Here is a 20,058-nt window from a genome sequence, read left to right as displayed (position 1 = left end):
GGATTGATCAGGCTGCCACGCCGGCCGGGAGATCGAGGTTGTCGTCGTTGACGGCCAGACCGCCCATGGCGGCGGACAGGGCGCGCGCCACCACGCCGTCGGCGCGCACCGCGCGCACGCTGCGTTCGCGGAATTTCTGCACCAGCGCTTCGCCCGACAGCGAAAACGCTTCCTGCCGCGTGCTGGTGGAGAAGATGTAGAGCGTGCGCAGCGGGCTGATCCAGGCGAGCTTGACCTTGCGGGTGCTGCCGTCGTCCTGGTCGAACTCCAGCCACATGCCGCGCGCCAGGCTGTCCGCCTCGATGGTGGCGTCGTCGTCCAGCGGCAGTTCCGGCTCGGGCTGGCTCTTCGCGGCCGCTGCGGCGGCCTTCGCTTCCAGCTCCAGGCGCCGCTCGGCGGCTTTCTGCGCCACTTCCATGGCGATTTCCACCTGGCGTTCAGGCGACAGCTCCAGCGGCGCGCGCACGATGGACGCGTGGCACTCGGCCAGCTCGGCGAAGAATTGCAGGCGGTCGGCGTCCTGCCACTTGATAACATCCAGCCACTTGTTCAGCGTGGAGAGCAGCTTGGGCAGCTTGGAGATCAGCTGCTTGCGCTCGTCGGCAGTGATCTTCGGCTTGACGCTCCAGATCAGGTCGTCCATGGTCTGGGTGGCGCTCTGCACCGCGCCCGGCTTGCCCTCTTCCACGCTGTAGGCGATGGTCAGCACGGACACCCATTTGTTTTCCAGGAAGGCTTCCACCATGGCGATCACTTCGCCGGTGCCGATGCGCAGCGCGACGGCGTTCTTGGCGGACTTGGCCGCCACGGCCATCTTTTCCTGCTTCAGCGCGGCGGCGATCGGCTCGGCGATGGCGGCGGCCGACGCGGCCTCCTCGGCCTTGATCGACGCTTCCAGTTCCTGCACCGCCTCGCTGAAAGCCGAGACTTCCAGGTCGTGGTCGCGGCCGACGCGCTCGACGCTGCGCTGCATGGCCTGGAACAGCGGATCTTCCGGGCTCTTGCGCTGCTCCCAGCCCATCTTGGACAGCAGGTCGATCATGCGGCGCGCCGGATGGCTGTCCTGGAAGAAGAAGTCCTTGTCCACCAGCGCAGCCTTCAGCACCGGGATCTGCAGGAAGCGGATCAGGTCGCGGATTTCCTGCGAAATGTTCTGGTCGCGGAACACCGTGTCGAAGATGGCCGACAGCAGGTCGATGGTGCTTTCGTCCGAGCGCGTCAGGCTGCCTTGGGGGGCGTTTTTCTTGATGTTGGGCAGGTAGAACACATTGGGCGCCGCGCTGCCCGCAGTTGCGTCGCCCGCCTGCGCGGCTGCACCCAGGCTGGCCACGCCCTGCACGCCTGCGGCGCCTGCAGCGGCGTTCAGCAGACCGAGCAGGCCTTGCGCGCTGCCGCCCTGCCCGCCGCCTGGTCCACCCGCAGCGCCACCCGCCATGCCTGCCAGGGTCACCGGCACCGCAAAGCTACCGGCCGGCACCGCCACCATGCCCCCGGCCGGCACGAAGCCTGCCGCAGGCGCGGGGTAGCCGCCATGCGCTACGCCGGCCGGGCCGGAGACGCCATGCAGGCCGAACATGCCCGGCGCGGCCGCAACGAAACCGCCGCCAGCAGCCGCAGCCGAGAATCCGGCGCCGGCCGGCGCGGAACCCGCCGCCGCCACGCCAGCCTGCATGAAACCGGTCGACGCCGCGCCGCCGGGCATTGCGCCCGCCGGCACGAATCCGGTCGCAAAGCCGGTGGCGAAACCCGGATAAGGCACAGCCACGCCGCCGCCCTGCCCGCCCGCCATCATGAATCCGGCAGCCGGAATCGCGCTCTGCTGCACCTGCGCCAGGTAATTCATCAACGGCTGCTTGGACGCCGTCTGCACCGCGCGCTGCGCCACTTCATTCGGCACCCCGCCCAGAGGCCCCTGCGCCGCGCCTTGCGCCCACGCGCCCGCCTTCAGATTGGCGATATCGGGCAAATCGGGAATCATCAGGTCAGGATCGAGCGGCGCATCCTGCGTCGCCGAGAAGAACTGGCGCAACTGCTGGGCCAGTTCGGCCTGCTGCTTGCGCTTGCGCGCCGGACTGGCGCTGCTGGCGTCGTGCGAATCGGCCTTGCGCATCTTGTAACTGTCCGTCGAACCCGGCAGCACGCCCTTGCGCTGCAAGGTCAGGCTCAGCTCCTCCAGCATGGCCGACAGCTCCATGAACATGCCGGGCTTGAGCAAGCCCAGCAACAACCCGGCCGCTTCCTCCTCCGGATTGAACTCCAGCCAGGCCAGCTGCAGCGCATTCAGGAATACTTCGGGCCGGAAGGGATTCTGGTTCACGCGCAGGATGTCGCGGTCCAGCAGGAAGGCCAGCCGCACGTTCAGCGTGGCCAGCGCGTCCGAATACTGCACTTCAAACGGCTTGCTGATGCCGCCCAGCGTCACCTTGTTGTCCATCTCTTCCATCGACACCAGCGACAAAGGCTGGTCCAGCACGCGCGGCTTGGCCTTGGCGCCCGGGGCCAGCTCGGCGATCTCGTGCCGCAACGCCCGCTCCAGCTCCTTGATGGCCAGGTTCAGATAGCGATAGTGATCATTGCGCAACAGATTGCCGGCCCGGATGCGGGCCTGCAGCTCGCGCACGTCGCCGCCGCCGTCGACCACGTCGACCAGCGCCCCGGCGATGCGGGTGGTGAAATCCAGGAATTGGTCGCCGACATGCCGCTTGACGATCTCGATCAGGTTCTCCAATAGCGCATGCCGCGGGGTGACCGCTTTTTTTGGCGCTGCCGGAGTTGTCGGATGTGAAAGCATGGTCTAACCTGAATGCGACAGGCTGCGCGGCCGGCCTGTCCGTTTCATGTTAACAGCCGCGATACCGCATTCTTGCACATTCTTGCCACATGGCAATAGCCTGCGAGAAACAAAAGTGATTTTGTTTGATTTTTCCCTCACTGCATAAAGGACAGCGACATGAAATCGAAGCAAAGAAGCGACCGGCAGAGCAAAGATAGTGATGCCAACAGCGCCAGCCGTCAATCCGGAAATCCCGGCTCGGCCTCGGTAGGCCGCGCCGACGTCCAGGGCGGCGCTATCGACCGCAAGGAAGAAAGCCGCCGCTCGCGCAGCGACGAAGCACGCAGCGAGGTCAGCCGCAGCACCAGCCGCAGCGGTTCGCGCAACCGCTAGAGGGCGTTCCTGTCCGCGCCAATCGCCGCCCGGCCCCTGAGCCGGGCGATTTCACGTGGGGCTCAGATGTTGGTGATGCGGCGGCCCGGCGGCGGGCGGAAGTCGGCCACCTTGTCGATCATGTTCACCTTCACCGCCTCGGCGGCGGTCATGTGCAGGTCCGAATAGGCGTGGATGCGCCAGTGCTCCTCGCTGAACTGCACATGGCTGCGCAGGATTTGCTCGGTGCGGGCGTCGTCCGCCTGCAGGCCTTCGACGATGATGCGCAGCGCGTCAGGCCGCGCCCCGGACGGCGCGCTGGCGTGCGACTTGTGCACCATGAAGCGGGCGGTGCTGCTGGCGTAGCGCTTGTGGCCGGCCAGGAAAACGATCACCGCGATGGACGCCACCGCGCCGGCGTTATACAGGTGGAAGCGGACCGGCAGGTTGCTCATGTAGTTATACAGGCAGATGCCGTCGCTCACGTAGCCGCCATTCGACTGCAGCAGCACGTGCGCATCGGTCACCATATCCTCGCTCATGTCCGCCGCCGCATCGAACATGCGGTGCACCATGTCGCTGTTGACGTCGCCGGACAGGGTAAACCACGAATGGCCCTGTAGTTTGTCCTGGTCTTCCATGAATGTATCCTCACTTTTATGCATGCAATGATTCTAACAAAACACGCGGCTTCATAGCGGGACCGTACGGCATTCGTGCGCGCCGGGCCCTACCGCAAGCAGGCGCCAGCCGCGCTACAATCGGGGCCAGATCATAAGGACACAGATGGACAACCTCACTTCGGCATTAACCAGACTCTACCTTCCCGCCGGCGCGGCGCAAACCACCCTGCTGGCCCAGCGCGCGCAAGGCCAGACCGGCGTGGACGTCCGCCTGGCTGCGGACGGCCGCACGCGCGCCATCGCCATCCCGTTCCGCCCCATCCAGGGCGGCCTGGAGGCCCAGCACTGGACCCAGCTGTGCGACGTGGCAAATGCACTGCAAGCGGATCTGGGCTTGCCGGCGCCCGCGGTAAGCATCTCCGGCGACAGCGGCTACGGCCTGTGGCTGTCGCTGGCCACGGCGGTGCCGGAAGCGCTGGCGCAGCGCTTCGCCGCGCTGCTGTGGACCAAGTACGTGCCCGACGTGCCGCCGCCGGGCAGCGCCGTGATGGACCTGCCGCCCTATCTGCATCAAAGCACCGGCAAATGGGCCGCCTTCATCAATCCCGGCCTGGGCGCCTCGTTTGCGGAAGAGTCGGGCCTGGAGATGCCGCCGCCCCACGCCGGACAAGCGGCGCTGCTGGACGGTCTGCACAGCATCAGCGAGGAACAGTTCCGGCATGCGCTCGGCATGCTGCAGCAGTCGCCCGCTGCCGAGCAAAGCGCCGCGCCGCCAGCGCCCGCCTCACCGCCCGCTGCCACGCCAGCCGACGGGCTGCTGCTGAAAGACGCCACGCTGGAAGACATCGTTCAGTTCCTGCACGCGAAGAACATCGAGCCGACCTTCCGGCATTTGATCCGGAAATAAAGAGCCGTCACTTCAGGTTGTACTTCCCCCAGAGCTTTTTAAGGATGCCGGCGCTCTCCATATCCGACAGGATCTTGTTAAGTTCGGCGACATCCGGCTTGATGCCTTTACGAACAAGAATAGTGTACGAATTTACGGCATCATATTTTGTAGAGATCAGGATTTTCTGTTGCACTTCAGGATGCTTAAGGAGGTAAATCTGCAGATACTCTTTAACCACCACTGAAATATCGGCACGTCCAGAAACTGCCGCTTCAATAATACCGTCTTGCGAGGTCGTCATGTGGGCGTTGAAATTTCTCTTCAGGAATTCGTAGTCAGAATTAAAGTTTGCGAAGCCGTAGTGGTAACCAAGAATCCCCCAAACCGTCTTCCCTCTGAGATCGTCAAAATACCGCTGATCCTTGTATTTTTCCTTCCGGGTAATGTAGACAGTGCCACCATGCATGATGACATCGGACGCCTCAATCTCTCTCCCCAGCCAGCCCCAGTCGAGTGCTTCAAAAAAAATAAGATCAAATCGCTTTTCGTCAAAATGAGAAAAGCGGCGCTTCGACGACGTGTGAACAAACTCGAAGACATACTTCTTCTGAAACGCATTCAAGGCTGCAATCAGGTCAAACGTGAGGCTCGCGCTTCCCGCAGTTTTATCCACAAATGGTGGAAAATCATATCCGCCGACTTTGACAACTTGCTGCGCATTTGCCGGAATAGCGCCTAGTCCAAAAAGAAAAGCAAGGGCGAAAGTACCGATAATCGGACCGAGCCTTTTGCAAAACCGTGGATTGGCGAGCATCGTGGATTTCCGTTCTATCGACGAGGAAGGACGGTATCCACTCTACCAGCATGTTGCCGGTACGCGCCGCAGCGCTGCGAATTCAGCCGCCCACCCGCCTCCCCGGCCGACGGGCTGTTGCTGAAAAACGCCACGCTGGTTCAGCCCAGCTTCTTGGTCAGCGCATACCTGGCGCCGCCGGGAGGGAAGTCCGGCAGCCGGCTGAAGACCTGGTAGCCGCATTTTTCATAGAATGGGAGCGCCTGGAAACTGAGCGTTTCAACATACGCTTGCTTGCAGCCGCGCCGTAGCCCCTCGGCTTCCGCCACGGCCAGCAACTCCCTGCCGTAACCGTGCCCTCGCTGGGCTTTGTGCAGCCACATGACCTGCACATGCAGCCAGCCCAAGTAGGTGGCGCCGAGCAGGCCGCCGGTGAGCTCCCCGGCGCGAACCAAGTCAATCTCACACCAGGACGTGACGGACGCTGTTGAAGTACTTGAAAATTTCCGCCTCAACGTCGAGTGCGATCATTTCCGCCGGCCGCCGGCCGTTTGGACAGGCGAGGCGCGGCGTGGCGCCAAACAAGCGGCAAATCAACGGACGCTCGGCGTAGACCTCACATCCTCGATCGCCGAGATAGGGGCAAGTCCAAGCGGCAAGCGCGGCCTCACGATCAGCCGCGCTCTTCACTGGCAGCCTGGCCATCTCTTCCGTCGATGTCATAACCGGGCCACAACAATCGTGACAGCCCGGTACGCAATCGAACGCCGGAATTCTGCCACGAAAGAATTTAATCGTCTGACTATGTCCAACCATTCAGGATGCCTCCTCCTGGCGCTTGCAGGAAATTTCCGGGCTTTCGGCTGCAACCGCCTCCAACTCCGTAACATGACCTGGTCTGCAAACCAGCGTATACAATGATAATCACATTATCATACAATGGTAACACGGACACACTGGGTTCCAGCTGAGAAGCCAGCCCGTCAACCGTCTCGCCAGCACGCAAGGAGTCTCGCAAATGGAAACAACGACAACTGAGCATTACTGCGGTGCCATGACCGGCATCAAGACATGCCCCCGGCATGCCGACACGGGAAGCCCCTGGCAAATCAGACCGCGCACAGTTATGGAAAATGCGCAGCGCATGCTAGCGATCAGCTGCACACACTTGTGCTACGAACCGGACTGCAGTGGCAGCACTCCGGCTAACCGTGCCCACACTGAAACGGCCTGAGCTTGAATGTGAATTATGCGATATCAACAATTACCCTCGCCCAGCCCCGCACCATTCTTTGAATTGCAGGTAAGAACCAATTTGGAACAGTGTCTGGCCGTCATCCAATCATCGATGCTGCCCCCCAGCCTGGTGAGAGCATTGACGTTTTATATTTGCTCCATGCTGCTTGCCAACAACCTTCCACCGCACCCGGACTACATCATCAATTTCCTGGAAAAATTCTCGCAATTACTCATTCACCCCAGCGGCGGCAAACCAATCTTGCATAAGAAGGGCAACACGCTTTCTTTGATGTTCGACGCATTTTCGGTCCAAAGCGAAATGAATCTCGAGGAGCCAGACGACTTGATACTGGCTTACACGCAGACAATGATGGGATGCCTGCTGTTTAAGCAAGCCCCACGGAATATTGGAATGGTCGGGTTAGGTGGCGGTTCATTGGTGAAATTCTGCCACCGGCATCTGCCGCAAGCCACCATTTCCGTGGCGGAAATTGATTCGCAGGTCATCGCGCTTCGAGACCACTTTCTCATTCCAGGCGACAGCGAGCGACTCGCCATTGTCTGCATGGATGGCGCCGAGTTCGTTCGGCGAGACGAAGCCAGGTTTGATGTGTTGCTCATCGATGGATTTGACAACCATGGTCAACCCCGACAGCTTTGCAGCCAGCAATTCTATGACGATTGCTATCGATCCCTGACGCCCGATGGCGTAGTGGCGGTGAATTTGCTGGGGGGCGATATTTGGGAAACAGAAGGATATCTCAATAGAATGCGGCACAGTTTCAAAGGCTCTGTCATCGCGGTCCATTCACTGGACTCCTTTAACATCATCGCATTCGCCTGGAAAGATAAGGCATTGAATCTGGATCGGGAAAAATTATCAGCACGCATGCGCCAGCTGACCATGCTGCATCCCGTGATATTGCGCTCAACGGCGCGGGAAATATTATCCGGTAGAGAGGAAATCGCCCGGCGCCTTGATTCAAGCGCGCAGTACATGCATCGCATTGCGACGCGCACATAAGAAAAAGTATTATGAGCGTTGAAGAATTTCGCAAACGCCCGCGCCAGACAGCCGGCTCCAAAGATGCGCCTATTGTCTACACGGACGGGGATCGCCGTGTGTTGATGTTCGGCGACGCGATAGTGCAAAGTGAAATGCAGCTGTCGGCGCCAGACGAGCTGGTGCTGGCATATACGCGGGCCATGATGCTCTTTGTGCTGTTTTGCCCCAGGCCACGCCGCATCCTGCTGCTCGGTCTCGGTGGCGGGTCGCTGGCGAAATTCTGTTGGCGTTACTTCCCAGGTGCCGACATTACAGTGGTAGAGGTCGATGCCCGGGTCATTGCTTTGCGCGAACAGTTCAGGGTGCCGGACGACGGGCCGGATTTTCGGATCATCCACGCCGACGCCATCGACTACGTTGCGAGTCAAAACCCGCAAGTCGACGTGATCCTGGTCGATGTCTATGCGCTGGGCGGCATGCCGCCTGCGTTTGGATCGGCAACATTCTATGCGGATTGCCGACGGGCCTTACGCGATGGTGGCGTCCTGGTCGGCAACCTTCATTGCCGTGAACGCGATTATCAGCCGATCACCAGGCGCCTGGCCAGCGCTTTCGATCAAAAGACTTGCCGCCTCAAATGGGTCGCCGGCCCCAACCATATTTACTTTGCGGTCGCCTCGCCGCCGCCGGGCGGCCGCCTCTCTTTGCCACCGCGCGCGCTGCTGGCGCACGGCCTCATTGCGCCGTGCGGGGGATTCGGCCGCCTCCTCAACAACTTATTGATGCGCAGGACTTATCAATCCCTGTGCCGCCAGTCTCCGCGCGCCTGACTCAGACTGGGATGCCAGCCACGGCCCGCTCGGTCCGCAAGGCACGCGCCAGGGCATAGAGCGCCACGGGAGAGACGATATCCAGCTGGTCAATGCGTTGTTGCAGCTCGCCCGTGTCCAGGACTGGCATCCCATTCTTGCATGCGAAAATGATGCGGTTGGAAGAGTCCAGCGCGTCGATGGCAAGTACCGCTCCGTGAAAGCTGGCGCGCATGCGCCCAACGCACTGGAGCGTTTCCAGCATGCTGTCCCCAAGCAAATTCACGACCATGACGCCGCCTGGCGCCAGCGACCGGTAACAGCTATCGTAGAAGGTCTTGCTGCAAAGCTGCGCCGGCTGCCCGCGCCGGTCGAAACCATCGACCATCAGGACGTCGTACTGCTTCTTACTCTCCCGGACAAACTCCGCCCCATCAACGCAATGCACGGTTAACCGCGCGTCGTCGGCGGGAATGCCGAATTGCTCGCGCAGCGCGATCACCTCAGCGTCAATTTCCGCCACCTCGATCACGGCACGCGGCAAGTGGCGATAACAGAACTTGACCAAGGAACCACCGCCGAGGCCGATCATGGCGATATCGCGGGGGGACGGCCTCAGTAACAAGACGCCCATCATAGACTGCGTGTAACCCAGGATCAAATCATCGGGGCTGCCTATGCTCATTTCGCTTTGAACTGAGAAGGCGTCGAACATCAATGCCAGCGTGCCGCTGCGTCTTTGCACGACCGGCTTGCCGGATGCAATCTGTCGGGAGAATTGCTTATACCTGTGCAGCAATGCCAAGATGGCAGCGGCACCGGGCGCATGGTTTTCTGCGAGCAACATGGATTCGATGTAATAACGCAGCCGCACACGCAAACGCGGCGGGGGCATTACATCGGGAAAGGCCGGTGCCAGCCGCGCCAGCACGCTCGTCACGCCCAGTTCGAACAACGGGGGCGGACGTGAGGGCATCGGCTGGTATTTCATTACACTATCACCTTATGATAATACTATTCACCCGAAAGATCATAGCACGCACATCTGATGTGTGTACATTAAGGCGTAGCACTGAATCGCGTTGAGACATGCAAGCGATCGCAAGCCGCAACGGCAAGGAAGCGCAAGCCTGGCGATGCAGGAGCGCGTATGCTCAACGATTCGTGGGATAGAGGCGGACGGCTGGCTTAGCCGAACTGGTCAGACGAACTTATTTCGTGGCGCCAATTTTTGCTTTGGTCGCATAATCGACATTGTGCCGCTCGAGGTATTCGCGGATCATCTGCCGGATAACTTGCGAAGGGGTCTGGTCCTGCATGGAGCACAATTCTTCAAACGCCTTCTTCTTTTCGGGATCGATCAGTATCGTCAGCCTTGCAGTCTTGGATTCCATGGCACAGCAAACCTATATGTAAATGTGATTAGCATTATACACACATCCCATCCTCCATTTCGTTCCACGTCCGGAAGCGCCGACGCCTTGCTGGCATCGAACGGGCAAGGTGCCAGCTACCGGGCCGAATCAGGGCTGAGATTGACATAAAGCCCCTTCTGACATATATTCCTCAGTCTTGATCGGGAGAGGGCAAACTCGCGTTGCCGCCGAAGGGGCACTACCCAAAAACTCTCAGGCAAAAGGACCGGTCAAGGGCCAGCGGCGCACTGCGCAGCTGGGTCAAACTCTGGAGAGCGGCTGCGGCAACATGCCAGCAGCCCACCGAAGGGGCGTGCGGATTTTCATCCGCTATCTCTCAGGTACCAAGGACAGAGGGGTTCGTCGCATTGTGCTGTGCATTCTGCTTCCGTAAACCCCTTTATCTATTGGACTGCCCCATGACGCTCAAAGCGACCCCACTCAATAACGCTCACCGCGCCCTGAACGCTCGCATGGTCGATTTCGGCGGCTGGGACATGCCTGTCAACTACGGCTCGCAAATCGAAGAGCACCACGCCGTGCGCACCGACGTCGGCATGTTCGACGTGGCCCACATGTGCGTGGTCGATATCAAGGGCGACAACACCCGCGCCTTCCTGCGCGGCCTGCTGGCCAATAACGTCGACAAGCTGCAAGTGTCCGGCAAGGCGCTGTACTCGTGCATGCTGAACCCGCAAGGCTTCGTGATCGACGACCTGATCGTCTACTTCATCAACGAGGGCTGGTTCCGCCTGGTGGTCAACGCCGGCACCGCTGAGAAAGACGTGGCATGGATGCAGTCCCGGAACGAAGCCACCGGCTCGGGCGTCACCATCACCCAGCGCCGCGATGGTGCCGACGCCATGGCCCTGATCGCCGTGCAAGGCCCGAACGCCCGCGCCAAGGTGTGGGAAGTGATCGCCGGTTCGCAAGCGGCAACCGCGGAAATGAAACCCTTCAATGTGGCCTTCGTGCAGGATACGCCGTTCGGCGAGGCGATGATCGCCCGCACCGGCTACACCGGCGAAGACGGCTTTGAGATCGGCGTAGCCGCCGACAAGGCCGAGGCGCTGTGGAACGCGCTGAACGCGGCCGGCGTGAAGCCTGCCGGCCTGGGCGCGCGCGATACGCTGCGCCTGGAAGCGGGCATGAATCTGTACGGCCAGGACATGGACGAAACCGTGAACCCGCTGGACGCCGGCCTGGCGTGGACCATCGACCTGGTGTCCGAGCGCGACTTCGTCGGCAAGGCAGCGCTGCAGGCCATGGGCCAGAACGCCCAGTTCGTGGGCCTGATCCTGCGCGAAAAAGGCGGCGTGCTGCGCGCGCACCAGAAGGTCATCGTGGCCGGCTCGGAGCAGGCCGGCGAGATCACCAGCGGCACCTTCAGCCCGACCATGCAGCAGGCCATTGCGCTGGCGCGCGTGCCGAACGGCGTGGCCGTGGGCGACACCGTGCACGTGGAAATCCGCGACAAGAAGCTGGCCGCCACTGTTGTGAAGCTGCCGTTCGTGCGTAACGGTAAAATCCTGGTAGCTTGACCCCAATCCTTAAGAACATAACCAACTGGAGCCACACATGAGCAATATTCCTGCAGACCTGAAGTACACCGAGTCCCACGAGTGGGTACGCGCTGAAGCGGACGGCACCGTGACCGTCGGCATCACCGAGTTCGCGCAGGACGCACTGGGCGATATCGTGTTCGTCGAACTGCCGAAAGTCGGCACCACCTACGGCGCCGGCGACGACGCGGCCGTGGTGGAATCGGTGAAGGCCGCTTCCGACATCTACGCGCCGATCGCCGGCGAAGTAGTGGCCGTGAACGACGCCGTGGTCGATGCGCCCGAGTCGATCAACACCGACGCCTACGCCGCCTGGCTGTTCAAGATCAAACCGGCCGACGCCGGCGCGATCAACGGCCTGCTCGACGCAGCAGCCTACGGCAAGACCACCGACGCTTAATTCCGCATGCCCCCGGGCCAGCATTCCGCTGGCCCATTTTTTTGCCCGCCCCCATATCATGACCCGTACCAGCCTGACCCAACTCGAAGCCCGCGATGCTTTCATCGCCCGCCACATCGGCCCGGACGCCAACGAGCAGCAGCAAATGCTCGACGTGCTCGGCTACGCCACCCGTACCGCGCTGATCGATGCGATCGTGCCGCCGTCCATCCGCAACAAGAGCGCCCTGCCTCTCGGCCAGTTCTACGAGCCGATGCCGGAAACCACCGCGCTGGCCAAGCTGAAAGGCATCGCCGGGCAGAACAAGGTGCTCAAATCGCTGATCGGCCAGGGTTACTACAACACCCACACGCCTGGCGTGGTGCTGCGTAACATCTTCGAGAACCCGGCCTGGTACACCGCTTACACCCCATACCAGCCCGAGATTTCGCAAGGCCGCCTGGAAGCCATCCTGAACTTCCAGCAGGTGATCACCGACCTGACCGGCATGGGCATCGCCAACGCGTCCATGCTGGACGAAGGCACGGCCGCCGCTGAAGCCATGACGCTGATCCAGCGTGTCGGCAAGTCGAAGTCGAACACCTTCTACGTCGCCAACGACGTGCTGCCGCAGACCCTGGAAGTGGTGCAGACCCGTGCCCTGCCGCTGGGCATCACCGTGAAGACCTTCGACCCGGCCGAACTGGCCGGCGTGACGGACGCCTTCGGCGTGCTGCTGCAGTACCCGGGCGTCAACGGCGTGGTGCGCGATTACCGCGCCGCCGTGGAAACCGTGAAGGCCACCGGCGCCATGGTGGTCGTGGCAGCGGACCTGCTGGCACTGACCATGCTGACGCCACCGGGCGAATGGGGCGCGGACGTCGTGGTCGGCAACTCGCAGCGCTTCGGCGTACCGCTGGGCTTCGGCGGCCCGCACGCCGGCTACCTGTCCACCCGCGACGACTTCAAGCGCTCGATGCCGGGCCGCCTGGTGGGCGTGACCATCGACCAGCAGGGCAACAAGGCTTACCGCCTGGCCCTGCAGACCCGCGAGCAGCACATCCGCCGCGAAAAAGCCACCTCCAACATCTGCACCGCGCAGGTGCTGCTGGCCGTTATCGCTTCGATGTACGCCGTCTACCACGGCCCTGCCGGCCTGCTGCAGATCGCCAACCGCGTGCACCGCTACACCGGCATCCTGGCCGCCAACCTGCGCACGCTGGGCTACAGCATCAACGACACCTTCTTCGACACGCTGACCGTCAAGACCGCCAACGCCGCCGCGCTGCACGCCGCCGCTGAAGCGAACGGCGTGAACCTGCGCAAGATCGACGCCAACCACGTCGGCATCTCGCTGGACGAAACCATCACCCGCGACGACATCGCCACCCTGTGGACCGTGTTCGCAACGGGTGTCGCCAACGCCCCTGCCGCGCCGGACTTCGACGCCGTGGAAGCAGGCGTGGACAACAGCTTCCCTGAAGCGCTGGCCCGCAGCTCGGCTTACCTGACGCACCCGGTGTTCAACCGCTACCACTCCGAGACCGAAATGCTGCGCTACCTGCGCAGCCTGGCGGACAAGGACCTGGCGCTGGACCGCACCATGATCCCGCTCGGTTCGTGCACCATGAAGCTGAACGCCACCAGCGAGATGATCCCTGTCACCTGGCCCGAATTCTCGTCGATCCACCCGTTCGCGCCGAACGAGCAGACCGTGGGCTACCGCGAGATGATCGCCCAGCTGGAAGAGATGCTGTGCGCCGTCACCGGCTACGCCGCCGTGTCGCTGCAGCCTAACGCCGGTTCGCAGGGCGAATACGCCGGCCTGCTGGTGATCCAGAAGTACCACCAGTCGCGCGGCGAAGGCCACCGCAATATCTGCCTGATTCCGTCCTCGGCGCACGGCACCAACCCGGCATCGGCCAATATGGTCGGCATGCAGGTGGTGGTCACCGCCTGCGACGAGCGCGGCAACGTCGACCTGGCCGACCTGAAAGCCAAGGCCGAGCTGCACTCGAAGAACCTGGCCTGCGTCATGGTCACCTACCCTTCGACCCACGGCGTGTTCGAAGACGGCATCCAGGAACTGTGCGACATCATCCACTCGCACGGCGGCCAGGTCTATATAGATGGCGCCAACATGAATGCACTGGTAGGCGTGGCCGCACCGGGCGCGTTCGGCGGCGACGTGTCGCACCTGAACCTGCACAAAACCTTCTGCATCCCGCACGGCGGCGGCGGTCCGGGCGTCGGCCCGATCGGCGTGGGCGCGCACCTGGCCAAATTCCTGCCTAACCAGCGCTCGAACGGCTACGTGCGCAGCGAAGACGGCATCGGCTCGATCTCGGCAGCGCCGTTCGGCTCTGCATCGATCCTGCCGATCTCGTGGATGTACATCGCCATGATGGGCGGCGAAGGCCTGACGGCAGCCACCGAAACCGCGATCCTGAACGCCAACTACATCGCGCGCCGCCTGGCGCCGCACTACCCGGTGCTGTACTCGGGCCACGACGGCCTGGTGGCGCACGAGTGCATCCTGGACCTGCGTCCGCTGACCGATGCCACCGGCATCAGCAACGAAGACGTGGCCAAGCGCCTGATGGACTTCGGCTTCCACGCCCCGACCATGAGCTTCCCGGTGCCGGGCACGCTGATGATCGAGCCGACCGAATCCGAAGCGAAGGCCGAGCTGGACCGCTTCATCGACGCCATGATCGTCATCCGCAGCGAGATCGCCAAGGTGGAAAGCGGCGAGTTCGACAAGCTGAACAACCCGCTGAAGTTCGCGCCGCACACCGCCGAAGTGCTGACCTCGGACAACTGGGACCGCAAGTACAGCCGCGAAGTGGCGGCCTTCCCGGTGCCGGCGCTGCGCAAGCAGAAGTACTGGCCGTCGGTAGGCCGCGCCGACAACGTGTACGGCGACCGTAACCTGATGTGCGGCTGCGCACCGATCAGCGACTACGAGTAAAACCAAAAACCCGGCACTGCCGGGTTTTTTTTGGCCTGCTTACCGGGCTTGCCGGCTTACCAGCCGAGATCCAGCTCGATATTGCCGTCCTCGTTCAGCTGCACGCGGCGGCAGCCCGGCTGCGGGCCGTTCGGCAGCACCAGCTGTCCCGCCATCTGGTTGAACAGTTCCGTGGCCGCCTCGCCGAAGCCGCCCACCACTTCCTGCTGCAGCGCCGCCAGGCTGGCCGGGTTGCCTTCCCATTCATTGCTCAGCTTGTTCATATTGAGCAGGTGGCCCAGCGCGTCGGACACCATATACATGCCCACCACGCCAGAATCCGTCGCCGCTGGCGAACGCTTGGGCGTGACCGCCAGGCGGATTGCGCCATGGTCGTCGGCCACGAACTGCAGCCGCATCGCCCAGTGCATGGTGCTGCGCGCCCAGCCCTTGCCCAGGTTCACCTTGCGGTTGAACAGCGCCATCTTCTGGCTGGCGCGGTCCCACTCGTAGCGCATCAGCGAGCTGTACAGGTCTACCGTCAGGCGCGGCACGCCCATGCTGTCCGGCTGGCTGGACACGGTCACGCTGAACTGCAGATCCTGCTCCGATTCGCGCACATGCGACAGGCGGTTGCCTTCGCGCCAGTGCAGCAGCACGTGGTCGCGGTAGCCCCAGCCGCTGGCGTTGGGCACGAACACGGCGCGCGCCGCGTTGTCCATGGTGGCCGAGACGCCGGATTTCTCGTTGAACGATTCCTCGCGGTTCAGCGCGCCGTCCGGCGCCACCCGCAGGTTGCGGTAATCCGGCAGCTGGGTCAGGCGCTGCTGGATGGGGTCGATCAGCAGCGGTTTCAGGAAACGCTTGAAGAACACCTCGCGCGACAGCACCGCGCGCGCGGCGCAGCCGGGCGCATAGCCGGGACGCAGCGTCGCCAGGCCGGGGCCGCCCGCAGCGCCGCGCCCGTCCGTGCTGGCCTTGCGGCCCAGCATGTGCAGCAGGTTCAAGGTGCCGGCCGCCGCCACGCTCACGCTGCCGGCCTGCAGCTTGCTCAGCGCGTCCTCGCCGGGAATGGCGCGCACGGCGGCGTAGCCGAGCACGAACGGCGTGCCCGCTTCGGCCAGCCCTTTCAGCCAGGCGCCGATGAAATTGACAAAATTACCAGCCAGCACCTTGTTCTCGGTGCCGAGATGGGTGCGGGCCGGATCGGCGTGCATCAGGTCGCTATGGTCGAAGTCCAGCGCCAGCGCATGCAGGCGGTAGCGCGTTTCGTCGAAACGCATCAGGGCGCGCGCGCAGTCCGGGCTGGCGCCCTTCATCGCATCGCCCAGGGCCACCGGCTCCAGTTGCAGCTTCACGTTGAACGTTAGTTTCCATCCAGCAACAGACTGCTTGAGCACATTGTGGCGGCTGCCGACGCTGTCGTAATAGCTCATGTTGCCGCTGGTAAACAGCAATTCCAGGCTGGCGCTGCGCGGGGCGCCGGCGTCCAGGGTCAGGTGCGGCACCGCCAGGCGGACGCGGTCGGCCTCGGCGCCACCTATCATCAGCCCCGATTCTTCGAGGTTGCCCACCAGCACTTCGGCGGGCAGCTTGCCCGCTTTTTGCAGACCGGACAACTGGGCGCGCAGGGTCTCCGGCGCCAGCGCCCAGACCAGGTCGTAGCCGCCCAAAGCGGCCGGCGTGTGCAAGGCCGAGCCCTGGGGCGGCAAGCTCAGCGTGCGCATGCCCCCGGCTTCAACGGCGTTGCTAAAGGTAAACATGGATACGTTTGACATCTTATATTCTTTCTTGAGGAAATGCTAATATCTAGCCTGATGGCATGGATCTACTGTAATGTTGAATACCTTCCGGCGCCTTCCTGAAATCTTCCGGTGACGCAAGGCATTGATTTTTATCAAGAAATAATTTGATCATAGGCAGCACAATGAGCGACAGGGGCTTTCGTTTCGGCGAATGGCAAATCAATCCAGACAGCAATACGTTGCATAATGGAAATGAAAGTAGTCAATTGGAACCACGTGCGATGGATGTCCTGCGCTATCTGTGCCGTCACGCCGGTGCCGTAATCCCGGCCGAGGAGCTGCTGCAAGCCTGTTGGGGCAACGTCGAACTGGGCGACAATCCGGTGCACAAAGCCATCACCCAGCTGCGCCGCGCACTGGGCGATTCGAGTACCGAGCCGCGGTTTATCGAGACCATCCGCAAGCGCGGCTACCGCGCCATTGCGCCCGTGGTGGCCAACGTGGCCGCCGACGAGGGCGGCTGGCTGCAAGGTTCCCCCTTCCGCGGCCTGGAAGCCTTCCAGGAAAATCACGCCGCCGTGTTCTTCGGCAGGATGCAGGCCATCGCCCAGCTGCGCGACGTGGTGCGCAAGCAGGCCGCCTCCGGCTGCGCCATGGCGCTGGTGCTGGGGCCGTCCGGCTCGGGCAAGACCTCGCTGGTGCGCGCCGGCCTGCTGCCGCAGTTGATGAAAAGCCTGAGCAGCGTGGCCGAACCGGTGGCGCTGGAATGCACGCTGTACATGGATTGCGCCGACCTGGCCGAAGGCGGCCTGTTCCAGGCGCTGGCCGCCGTGCTGCTGGATACCGAACTGGACGGCAAACTGATGTTCAGTGGCGACAACGCCGAAGCCCTGGCGCGGCGCCTGGAAAGCGCGCACAGCGAGGCGGTGGTCGAGCGGCTGCGGCTGGGCGGCCGCCGCCCGCGCGTCGGCCTGTTTGTCGACCGCCTGGAAGCCATTTTCCGCGCGCCCGGCATGAACGACGAGACCCGCGCCCGCTTTATTGCCCTGCTGGAACAGCTGGCGCGGTCCGGCGCGGTGCTGGTGATGCTGGCCTGCCGCAACGATTTCTACCCGGACGTGATCGCCCTGCCGGCGCTGATGGCGCTCAAGGCGCGCGGCGGCCACTTCGACCTCAGCCCGCCGGAAGGGGCGGACATCGCCCAGATCGTGCGCCAGCCGGCGCGCGCGGCACAGTTGCATTTCGAGCAAGACCCGGTCAGCGGCGCCAGCCTGGACGACGTGCTGTGCGACGCCGCGCGCGGCAGCCCCGACACCTTGCCGCTGCTGCAATATTGTCTTAACGAGCTGTACCGCCAGCGCAGCGAGGACGGCATGCTGCGCTTTGCCGTGTTCGAACAGCTGGGCGGCATCGACGGCGCCATTGCCGCCCGCGCCGAGCAGGTGGTGGAAGCGCTCGAGCCCTCGCAGCGGGCCGCCTTGCCGCACGTGCTGTCGCTGCTGGTGGACCTGTCGGAAGAGCAAGGCGCGGTCACCGCGCGCCGCGCCGCCTGGTCCTCGCTGCACGGCGCCGAGGCGCAGGCGCTGGTGCGGGCGCTGGTCGAGGCGCGCCTGTTCGTCAGCGAACTGGCCAGCGACGTGGCCAGTTTCGGCGTGACGCACGAGGCGCTGCTGCGGCGCTGGCCGCGCGTAGCCGAATGGATCGAGCAGCACCGCCATGCGCTGCAGGTGCGCACCCGCATCGGCCACGACGCCGAACGCTGGGCCGCCGCCGGCCGCCCGCGCGACCTGCTGCTGCCGCGCGGCAGCCAGGTCAACCAGGCGCGCGCGCTGCTGGACCTGGACGGTTTCACGCTGGCGCCGCTGGAACAGGAATATGTGCGCGTCTCGGTGCAGGGGGTCAAGCTGGCCGAGCGCGTCAAGGTGGCCATGACGGCGGGCGTGACCCTGCTGGCGGTGCTGGCGGTGATCCTCGGCATCGCCGCCCGCAACGCCGAGCGCGACGCCGAGCAGCAGCGCACCGAGGCCGAAGGCCTGATGAGTTACATGCTGGGCGAATTCGTGGAAAAACTGCGCCCGCTGGGCCGGCTCGACCTGTTGGACGGCATCAGCGGCAAGGCGCTGGCCTATTTGTCGTCGGCCCAGAGCGCCGACGTCAGCCCGACCACCCTGTCGCAGCGCGCCAAAGCGCTGCACGTGATTGCCGAAGTGAACATTGCGCGCTCCAATTTCGCCAAGGCCAGCGAAGCGCTGCAGGCGGCGCACACCATCCTGCTGCGGCTGGAGCATACCAATAGCGACCGCAAGGTGCTGTACAAGACGCTGGGCGCGAACGCGTTTTACCAGGGCCAGATCCACATGATGCGCAGCGAGCTGGAGCTGGCCAAGCAGCAATTCGACGCGTACCGCGTGCACAGCGACAGCCTGGCCGCCGTCGACCCCGACGACAGCGACGGCTGGATGGAGCAGTCCTACGCGTACAGCAACCTCGGCGCGGTGGCCATGTCGGGCGGGCGCTACGCGGCGGCGGCCGACGCCTTCGCCGCCTCGGTGCAACTCAAGCAGCGCGCCCTGACCGCGCAGCCGGGCAGCACCAAGCTGCCGGCCGACCTGTCCAACACCCTGTCCTGGCTGGCCGAGGCCAAGTCCAAGCAGGGCTTGCTGAGCGAGGCCATGGCCCTGTACCAGCGCGAGGAAGAACTGCTGCGCCCATTGCACACCGCGGCGCCCAACGACGCCCTGTGGACCTACCGCATGGCCAACGCGCTGACTTACCAGAGCGAGCTGAAACTGGCGCTAGGCAGCCAGGCCGAAGCGCGCGCCAACTTGCTGAAGGCCGAAAGCCTGCTGCTCGAAGTGGTCAAACAGGACCCCAGCAACCGCCACTGGCAAACCGGCTTGTACACGGTGCAGCTGAAACTGTTCGACCTGGACAGCGAACTCGGCCAGCCAGCCGAGGCCCTGCCCCGCCAGCTGGCCCTGCTGGGCAAGCTGGCCGGCTTGCGCAGCGGCGACGGCAAACCGGCGCCAGCGGGCCTGCAGCAGCTGATCGCCGTGGCGCAGCAATCGCTGGCGACCAGCCAGCTCAAGCTGGGCCTGTGGGCCGATGCGCGGCGCCAATTGGCCGACAGCACGGCCGTGCTGGAGCAGCTGTACGCCGACAGCAAGAGCGCCACGCAGGCGGCGCCCCGGCTGGCCAACGGCCTGCTGCTCCAGGCCCAGCTTGAGCGCGCCACCGGCCATGCCGATGCCGCGCAGCGCGCCTGCGTGCAGGCCCAGCAGGTCCTGGCCGGGCGCGCCGAGCAAAGCGACGACTTTTCGCTGCTGGCGCCCCTTGTCCGCGCCCATCTGTGCACCGGCGACCAGGCCCGCGTGGCCCAGCAGCAGAGCCGGCTCGAACGCATGGCCTACAAGGAAACGTATTACCTGCTGGCGCTGGCGGCGGCCCCGCCCCGCCCCGGCCGCCCGTGACCGGCCCTGTTGACCTGTTTTTCACTGAAGTTG

16 protein-coding genes and 2 riboswitches are annotated in these 20,058 nt (G+C 63.5%); of the genes, 8 read left to right on the top strand and 8 right to left on the bottom strand.

Annotated elements, in window-relative coordinates; all coding sequences use genetic code 11:
• Positions 1-7: 7 nt before the first annotated feature.
• A complete protein-coding gene (locus AC56DV_RS28305; RefSeq protein WP_496317541.1) occupies positions 8-2,728 on the bottom strand; it encodes a DUF1631 family protein in 2,721 nt (906 codons plus the stop codon).
• Between the two features lie 222 nt (positions 2,729-2,950).
• On the opposite strand from AC56DV_RS28305, the gene AC56DV_RS28300 reads away from it, so the two are divergent.
• A complete protein-coding gene (locus AC56DV_RS28300; RefSeq protein ID WP_496317540.1) occupies positions 2,951-3,166 on the top strand; it encodes a hypothetical protein in 216 nt (71 codons plus the stop codon).
• Between the two features lie 62 nt (positions 3,167-3,228).
• Here AC56DV_RS28300 and AC56DV_RS28295 read toward each other — a convergent pair whose 3' ends face one another.
• The gene (locus tag AC56DV_RS28295) at positions 3,229-3,786 is read right to left on the bottom strand and encodes an ATP-dependent Clp protease proteolytic subunit (RefSeq protein ID WP_496317539.1); all 558 of its coding nucleotides are present in this window, start codon (positions 3,784-3,786) and stop codon (positions 3,229-3,231) included.
• Between the two features lie 145 nt (positions 3,787-3,931).
• Between AC56DV_RS28295 and AC56DV_RS28290 the strand changes: the two genes are divergently transcribed.
• On the top strand, positions 3,932-4,675 hold the full coding sequence (locus tag AC56DV_RS28290) for a hypothetical protein (protein ID WP_496317538.1): 744 nt from the start codon (positions 3,932-3,934) through the stop codon (positions 4,673-4,675).
• Between the two features lie 7 nt (positions 4,676-4,682).
• On the opposite strand, the gene AC56DV_RS28285 is transcribed toward AC56DV_RS28290, so the two are convergent.
• The 3 genes from AC56DV_RS28285 to AC56DV_RS28275 all read right to left on the bottom strand — a co-directional run bounded on the left by AC56DV_RS28285 (position 4,683) and on the right by AC56DV_RS28275 (position 6,266).
• Positions 4,683-5,471, bottom strand: a complete 789-nt coding sequence (locus AC56DV_RS28285) for a substrate-binding periplasmic protein (protein ID WP_496317537.1) — start codon at positions 5,469-5,471, stop codon at positions 4,683-4,685.
• Between the two features lie 140 nt (positions 5,472-5,611).
• A complete protein-coding gene (locus AC56DV_RS28280; protein ID WP_496317536.1) occupies positions 5,612-5,905 on the bottom strand; it encodes a GNAT family N-acetyltransferase in 294 nt (97 codons plus the stop codon).
• A 7-nt stretch (positions 5,906-5,912) separates the two neighbouring features.
• Complete coding sequence (locus tag AC56DV_RS28275; RefSeq protein ID WP_496317535.1) at positions 5,913-6,266, bottom strand: YkgJ family cysteine cluster protein; 354 nt, start codon at positions 6,264-6,266, stop codon at positions 5,913-5,915.
• Positions 6,267-6,699: 433 nt separating this feature from the next.
• On the opposite strand from AC56DV_RS28275, the gene AC56DV_RS28270 reads away from it, so the two are divergent.
• Together AC56DV_RS28270 and AC56DV_RS28265 are read left to right on the top strand one after the other, a co-directional pair.
• Positions 6,700-7,713 carry a fused MFS/spermidine synthase gene (locus AC56DV_RS28270; protein ID WP_496317534.1) on the top strand — a complete coding sequence of 338 codons (1,014 nt, stop codon included), beginning with the start codon at positions 6,700-6,702 and terminating at the stop codon, positions 7,711-7,713.
• Positions 7,714-7,724: 11 nt separating this feature from the next.
• Positions 7,725-8,525 (top strand): spermine/spermidine synthase domain-containing protein, encoded by an 801-nt coding sequence (locus AC56DV_RS28265; protein ID WP_496317533.1) that lies wholly within the window; start codon positions 7,725-7,727, stop codon positions 8,523-8,525.
• 1 nt (position 8,526) lies between these two features.
• Here AC56DV_RS28265 and AC56DV_RS28260 read toward each other — a convergent pair whose 3' ends face one another.
• Positions 8,527-9,495, bottom strand: coding sequence for a fused MFS/spermidine synthase (locus AC56DV_RS28260; protein WP_496317532.1), 969 nt, complete (start codon positions 9,493-9,495; stop codon positions 8,527-8,529).
• A gap of 220 nt (positions 9,496-9,715) precedes the next feature.
• Positions 9,716-9,898, bottom strand: a complete 183-nt coding sequence (locus tag AC56DV_RS28255; RefSeq protein WP_496317531.1) for a ribbon-helix-helix protein — start codon at positions 9,896-9,898, stop codon at positions 9,716-9,718.
• Between the two features lie 173 nt (positions 9,899-10,071).
• Positions 10,072-10,158, top strand: a riboswitch (glycine riboswitch).
• Positions 10,159-10,177: 19 nt separating this feature from the next.
• A riboswitch (glycine riboswitch) is annotated at positions 10,178-10,283 on the top strand.
• A 55-nt stretch (positions 10,284-10,338) separates the two neighbouring features.
• Between AC56DV_RS28255 and gcvT the strand changes: the two genes are divergently transcribed.
• From gcvT to gcvP, 3 genes are read left to right on the top strand one after another with little or no spacing between them, the layout of a single operon-like run.
• Positions 10,339-11,460 carry a glycine cleavage system aminomethyltransferase GcvT gene (gene gcvT / locus AC56DV_RS28250; protein WP_496317530.1) on the top strand — a complete coding sequence of 374 codons (1,122 nt, stop codon included), beginning with the start codon at positions 10,339-10,341 and terminating at the stop codon, positions 11,458-11,460.
• 37 nt (positions 11,461-11,497) lie between these two features.
• On the top strand, positions 11,498-11,881 hold the full coding sequence (gcvH, locus tag AC56DV_RS28245; RefSeq protein ID WP_057157031.1) for a glycine cleavage system protein GcvH: 384 nt from the start codon (positions 11,498-11,500) through the stop codon (positions 11,879-11,881).
• A 58-nt stretch (positions 11,882-11,939) separates the two neighbouring features.
• A complete protein-coding gene (gene gcvP / locus AC56DV_RS28240; protein WP_496317529.1) occupies positions 11,940-14,831 on the top strand; it encodes an aminomethyl-transferring glycine dehydrogenase in 2,892 nt (963 codons plus the stop codon).
• A 56-nt stretch (positions 14,832-14,887) separates the two neighbouring features.
• On the opposite strand, the gene AC56DV_RS28235 is transcribed toward gcvP, so the two are convergent.
• Positions 14,888-16,588: a hypothetical protein gene (locus AC56DV_RS28235; RefSeq protein ID WP_496317528.1), complete on the bottom strand. Its 1,701-nt coding sequence runs from the start codon at positions 16,586-16,588 to the stop codon at positions 14,888-14,890.
• 149 nt (positions 16,589-16,737) lie between these two features.
• Between AC56DV_RS28235 and AC56DV_RS28230 the strand changes: the two genes are divergently transcribed.
• Positions 16,738-20,025 (top strand): nSTAND1 domain-containing NTPase, encoded by a 3,288-nt coding sequence (locus AC56DV_RS28230; protein WP_496317527.1) that lies wholly within the window; start codon positions 16,738-16,740, stop codon positions 20,023-20,025.
• Positions 20,026-20,058: the final 33 nt, after the last annotated feature.

Source organism: Massilia sp. BGA-UO-ETr-WB1, assembly GCF_059567845.1.
Note: the sequence above shows the minus strand (reverse complement) of the source record. Positions and strands in the feature narration are given on the sequence as shown.

Excerpts from the sequence above, each read along its gene's own strand:
- AC56DV_RS28300 (WP_496317540.1), top strand. The coding sequence starts at position 2,951 with ATGAAATCGAAGCAAAGAAGCGACCGGCAGAGCAAAGATAGTGATGCC.
- AC56DV_RS28295 (WP_496317539.1), bottom strand. The coding sequence starts at position 3,786 with ATGGAAGACCAGGACAAACTACAGGGCCATTCGTGGTTTACCCTGTCC.
- AC56DV_RS28290 (WP_496317538.1), top strand. The coding sequence starts at position 3,932 with ATGGACAACCTCACTTCGGCATTAACCAGACTCTACCTTCCCGCCGGC.
- AC56DV_RS28285 (WP_496317537.1), bottom strand. The coding sequence starts at position 5,471 with ATGCTCGCCAATCCACGGTTTTGCAAAAGGCTCGGTCCGATTATCGGT.
- AC56DV_RS28275 (WP_496317535.1), bottom strand. The coding sequence starts at position 6,266 with ATGGTTGGACATAGTCAGACGATTAAATTCTTTCGTGGCAGAATTCCG.
- AC56DV_RS28270 (WP_496317534.1), top strand. The coding sequence starts at position 6,700 with ATGCGATATCAACAATTACCCTCGCCCAGCCCCGCACCATTCTTTGAA.
- AC56DV_RS28265 (WP_496317533.1), top strand. The coding sequence starts at position 7,725 with ATGAGCGTTGAAGAATTTCGCAAACGCCCGCGCCAGACAGCCGGCTCC.
- AC56DV_RS28260 (WP_496317532.1), bottom strand. The coding sequence starts at position 9,495 with ATGAAATACCAGCCGATGCCCTCACGTCCGCCCCCGTTGTTCGAACTG.
- AC56DV_RS28255 (WP_496317531.1), bottom strand. The coding sequence starts at position 9,898 with ATGGAATCCAAGACTGCAAGGCTGACGATACTGATCGATCCCGAAAAG.
- gcvT (WP_496317530.1), top strand. The coding sequence starts at position 10,339 with ATGACGCTCAAAGCGACCCCACTCAATAACGCTCACCGCGCCCTGAAC.
- gcvH (WP_057157031.1), top strand. The coding sequence starts at position 11,498 with ATGAGCAATATTCCTGCAGACCTGAAGTACACCGAGTCCCACGAGTGG.
- gcvP (WP_496317529.1), top strand. The coding sequence starts at position 11,940 with ATGACCCGTACCAGCCTGACCCAACTCGAAGCCCGCGATGCTTTCATC.
- AC56DV_RS28235 (WP_496317528.1), bottom strand. The coding sequence starts at position 16,588 with ATGTCAAACGTATCCATGTTTACCTTTAGCAACGCCGTTGAAGCCGGG.
- AC56DV_RS28230 (WP_496317527.1), top strand. The coding sequence starts at position 16,738 with ATGAGCGACAGGGGCTTTCGTTTCGGCGAATGGCAAATCAATCCAGAC.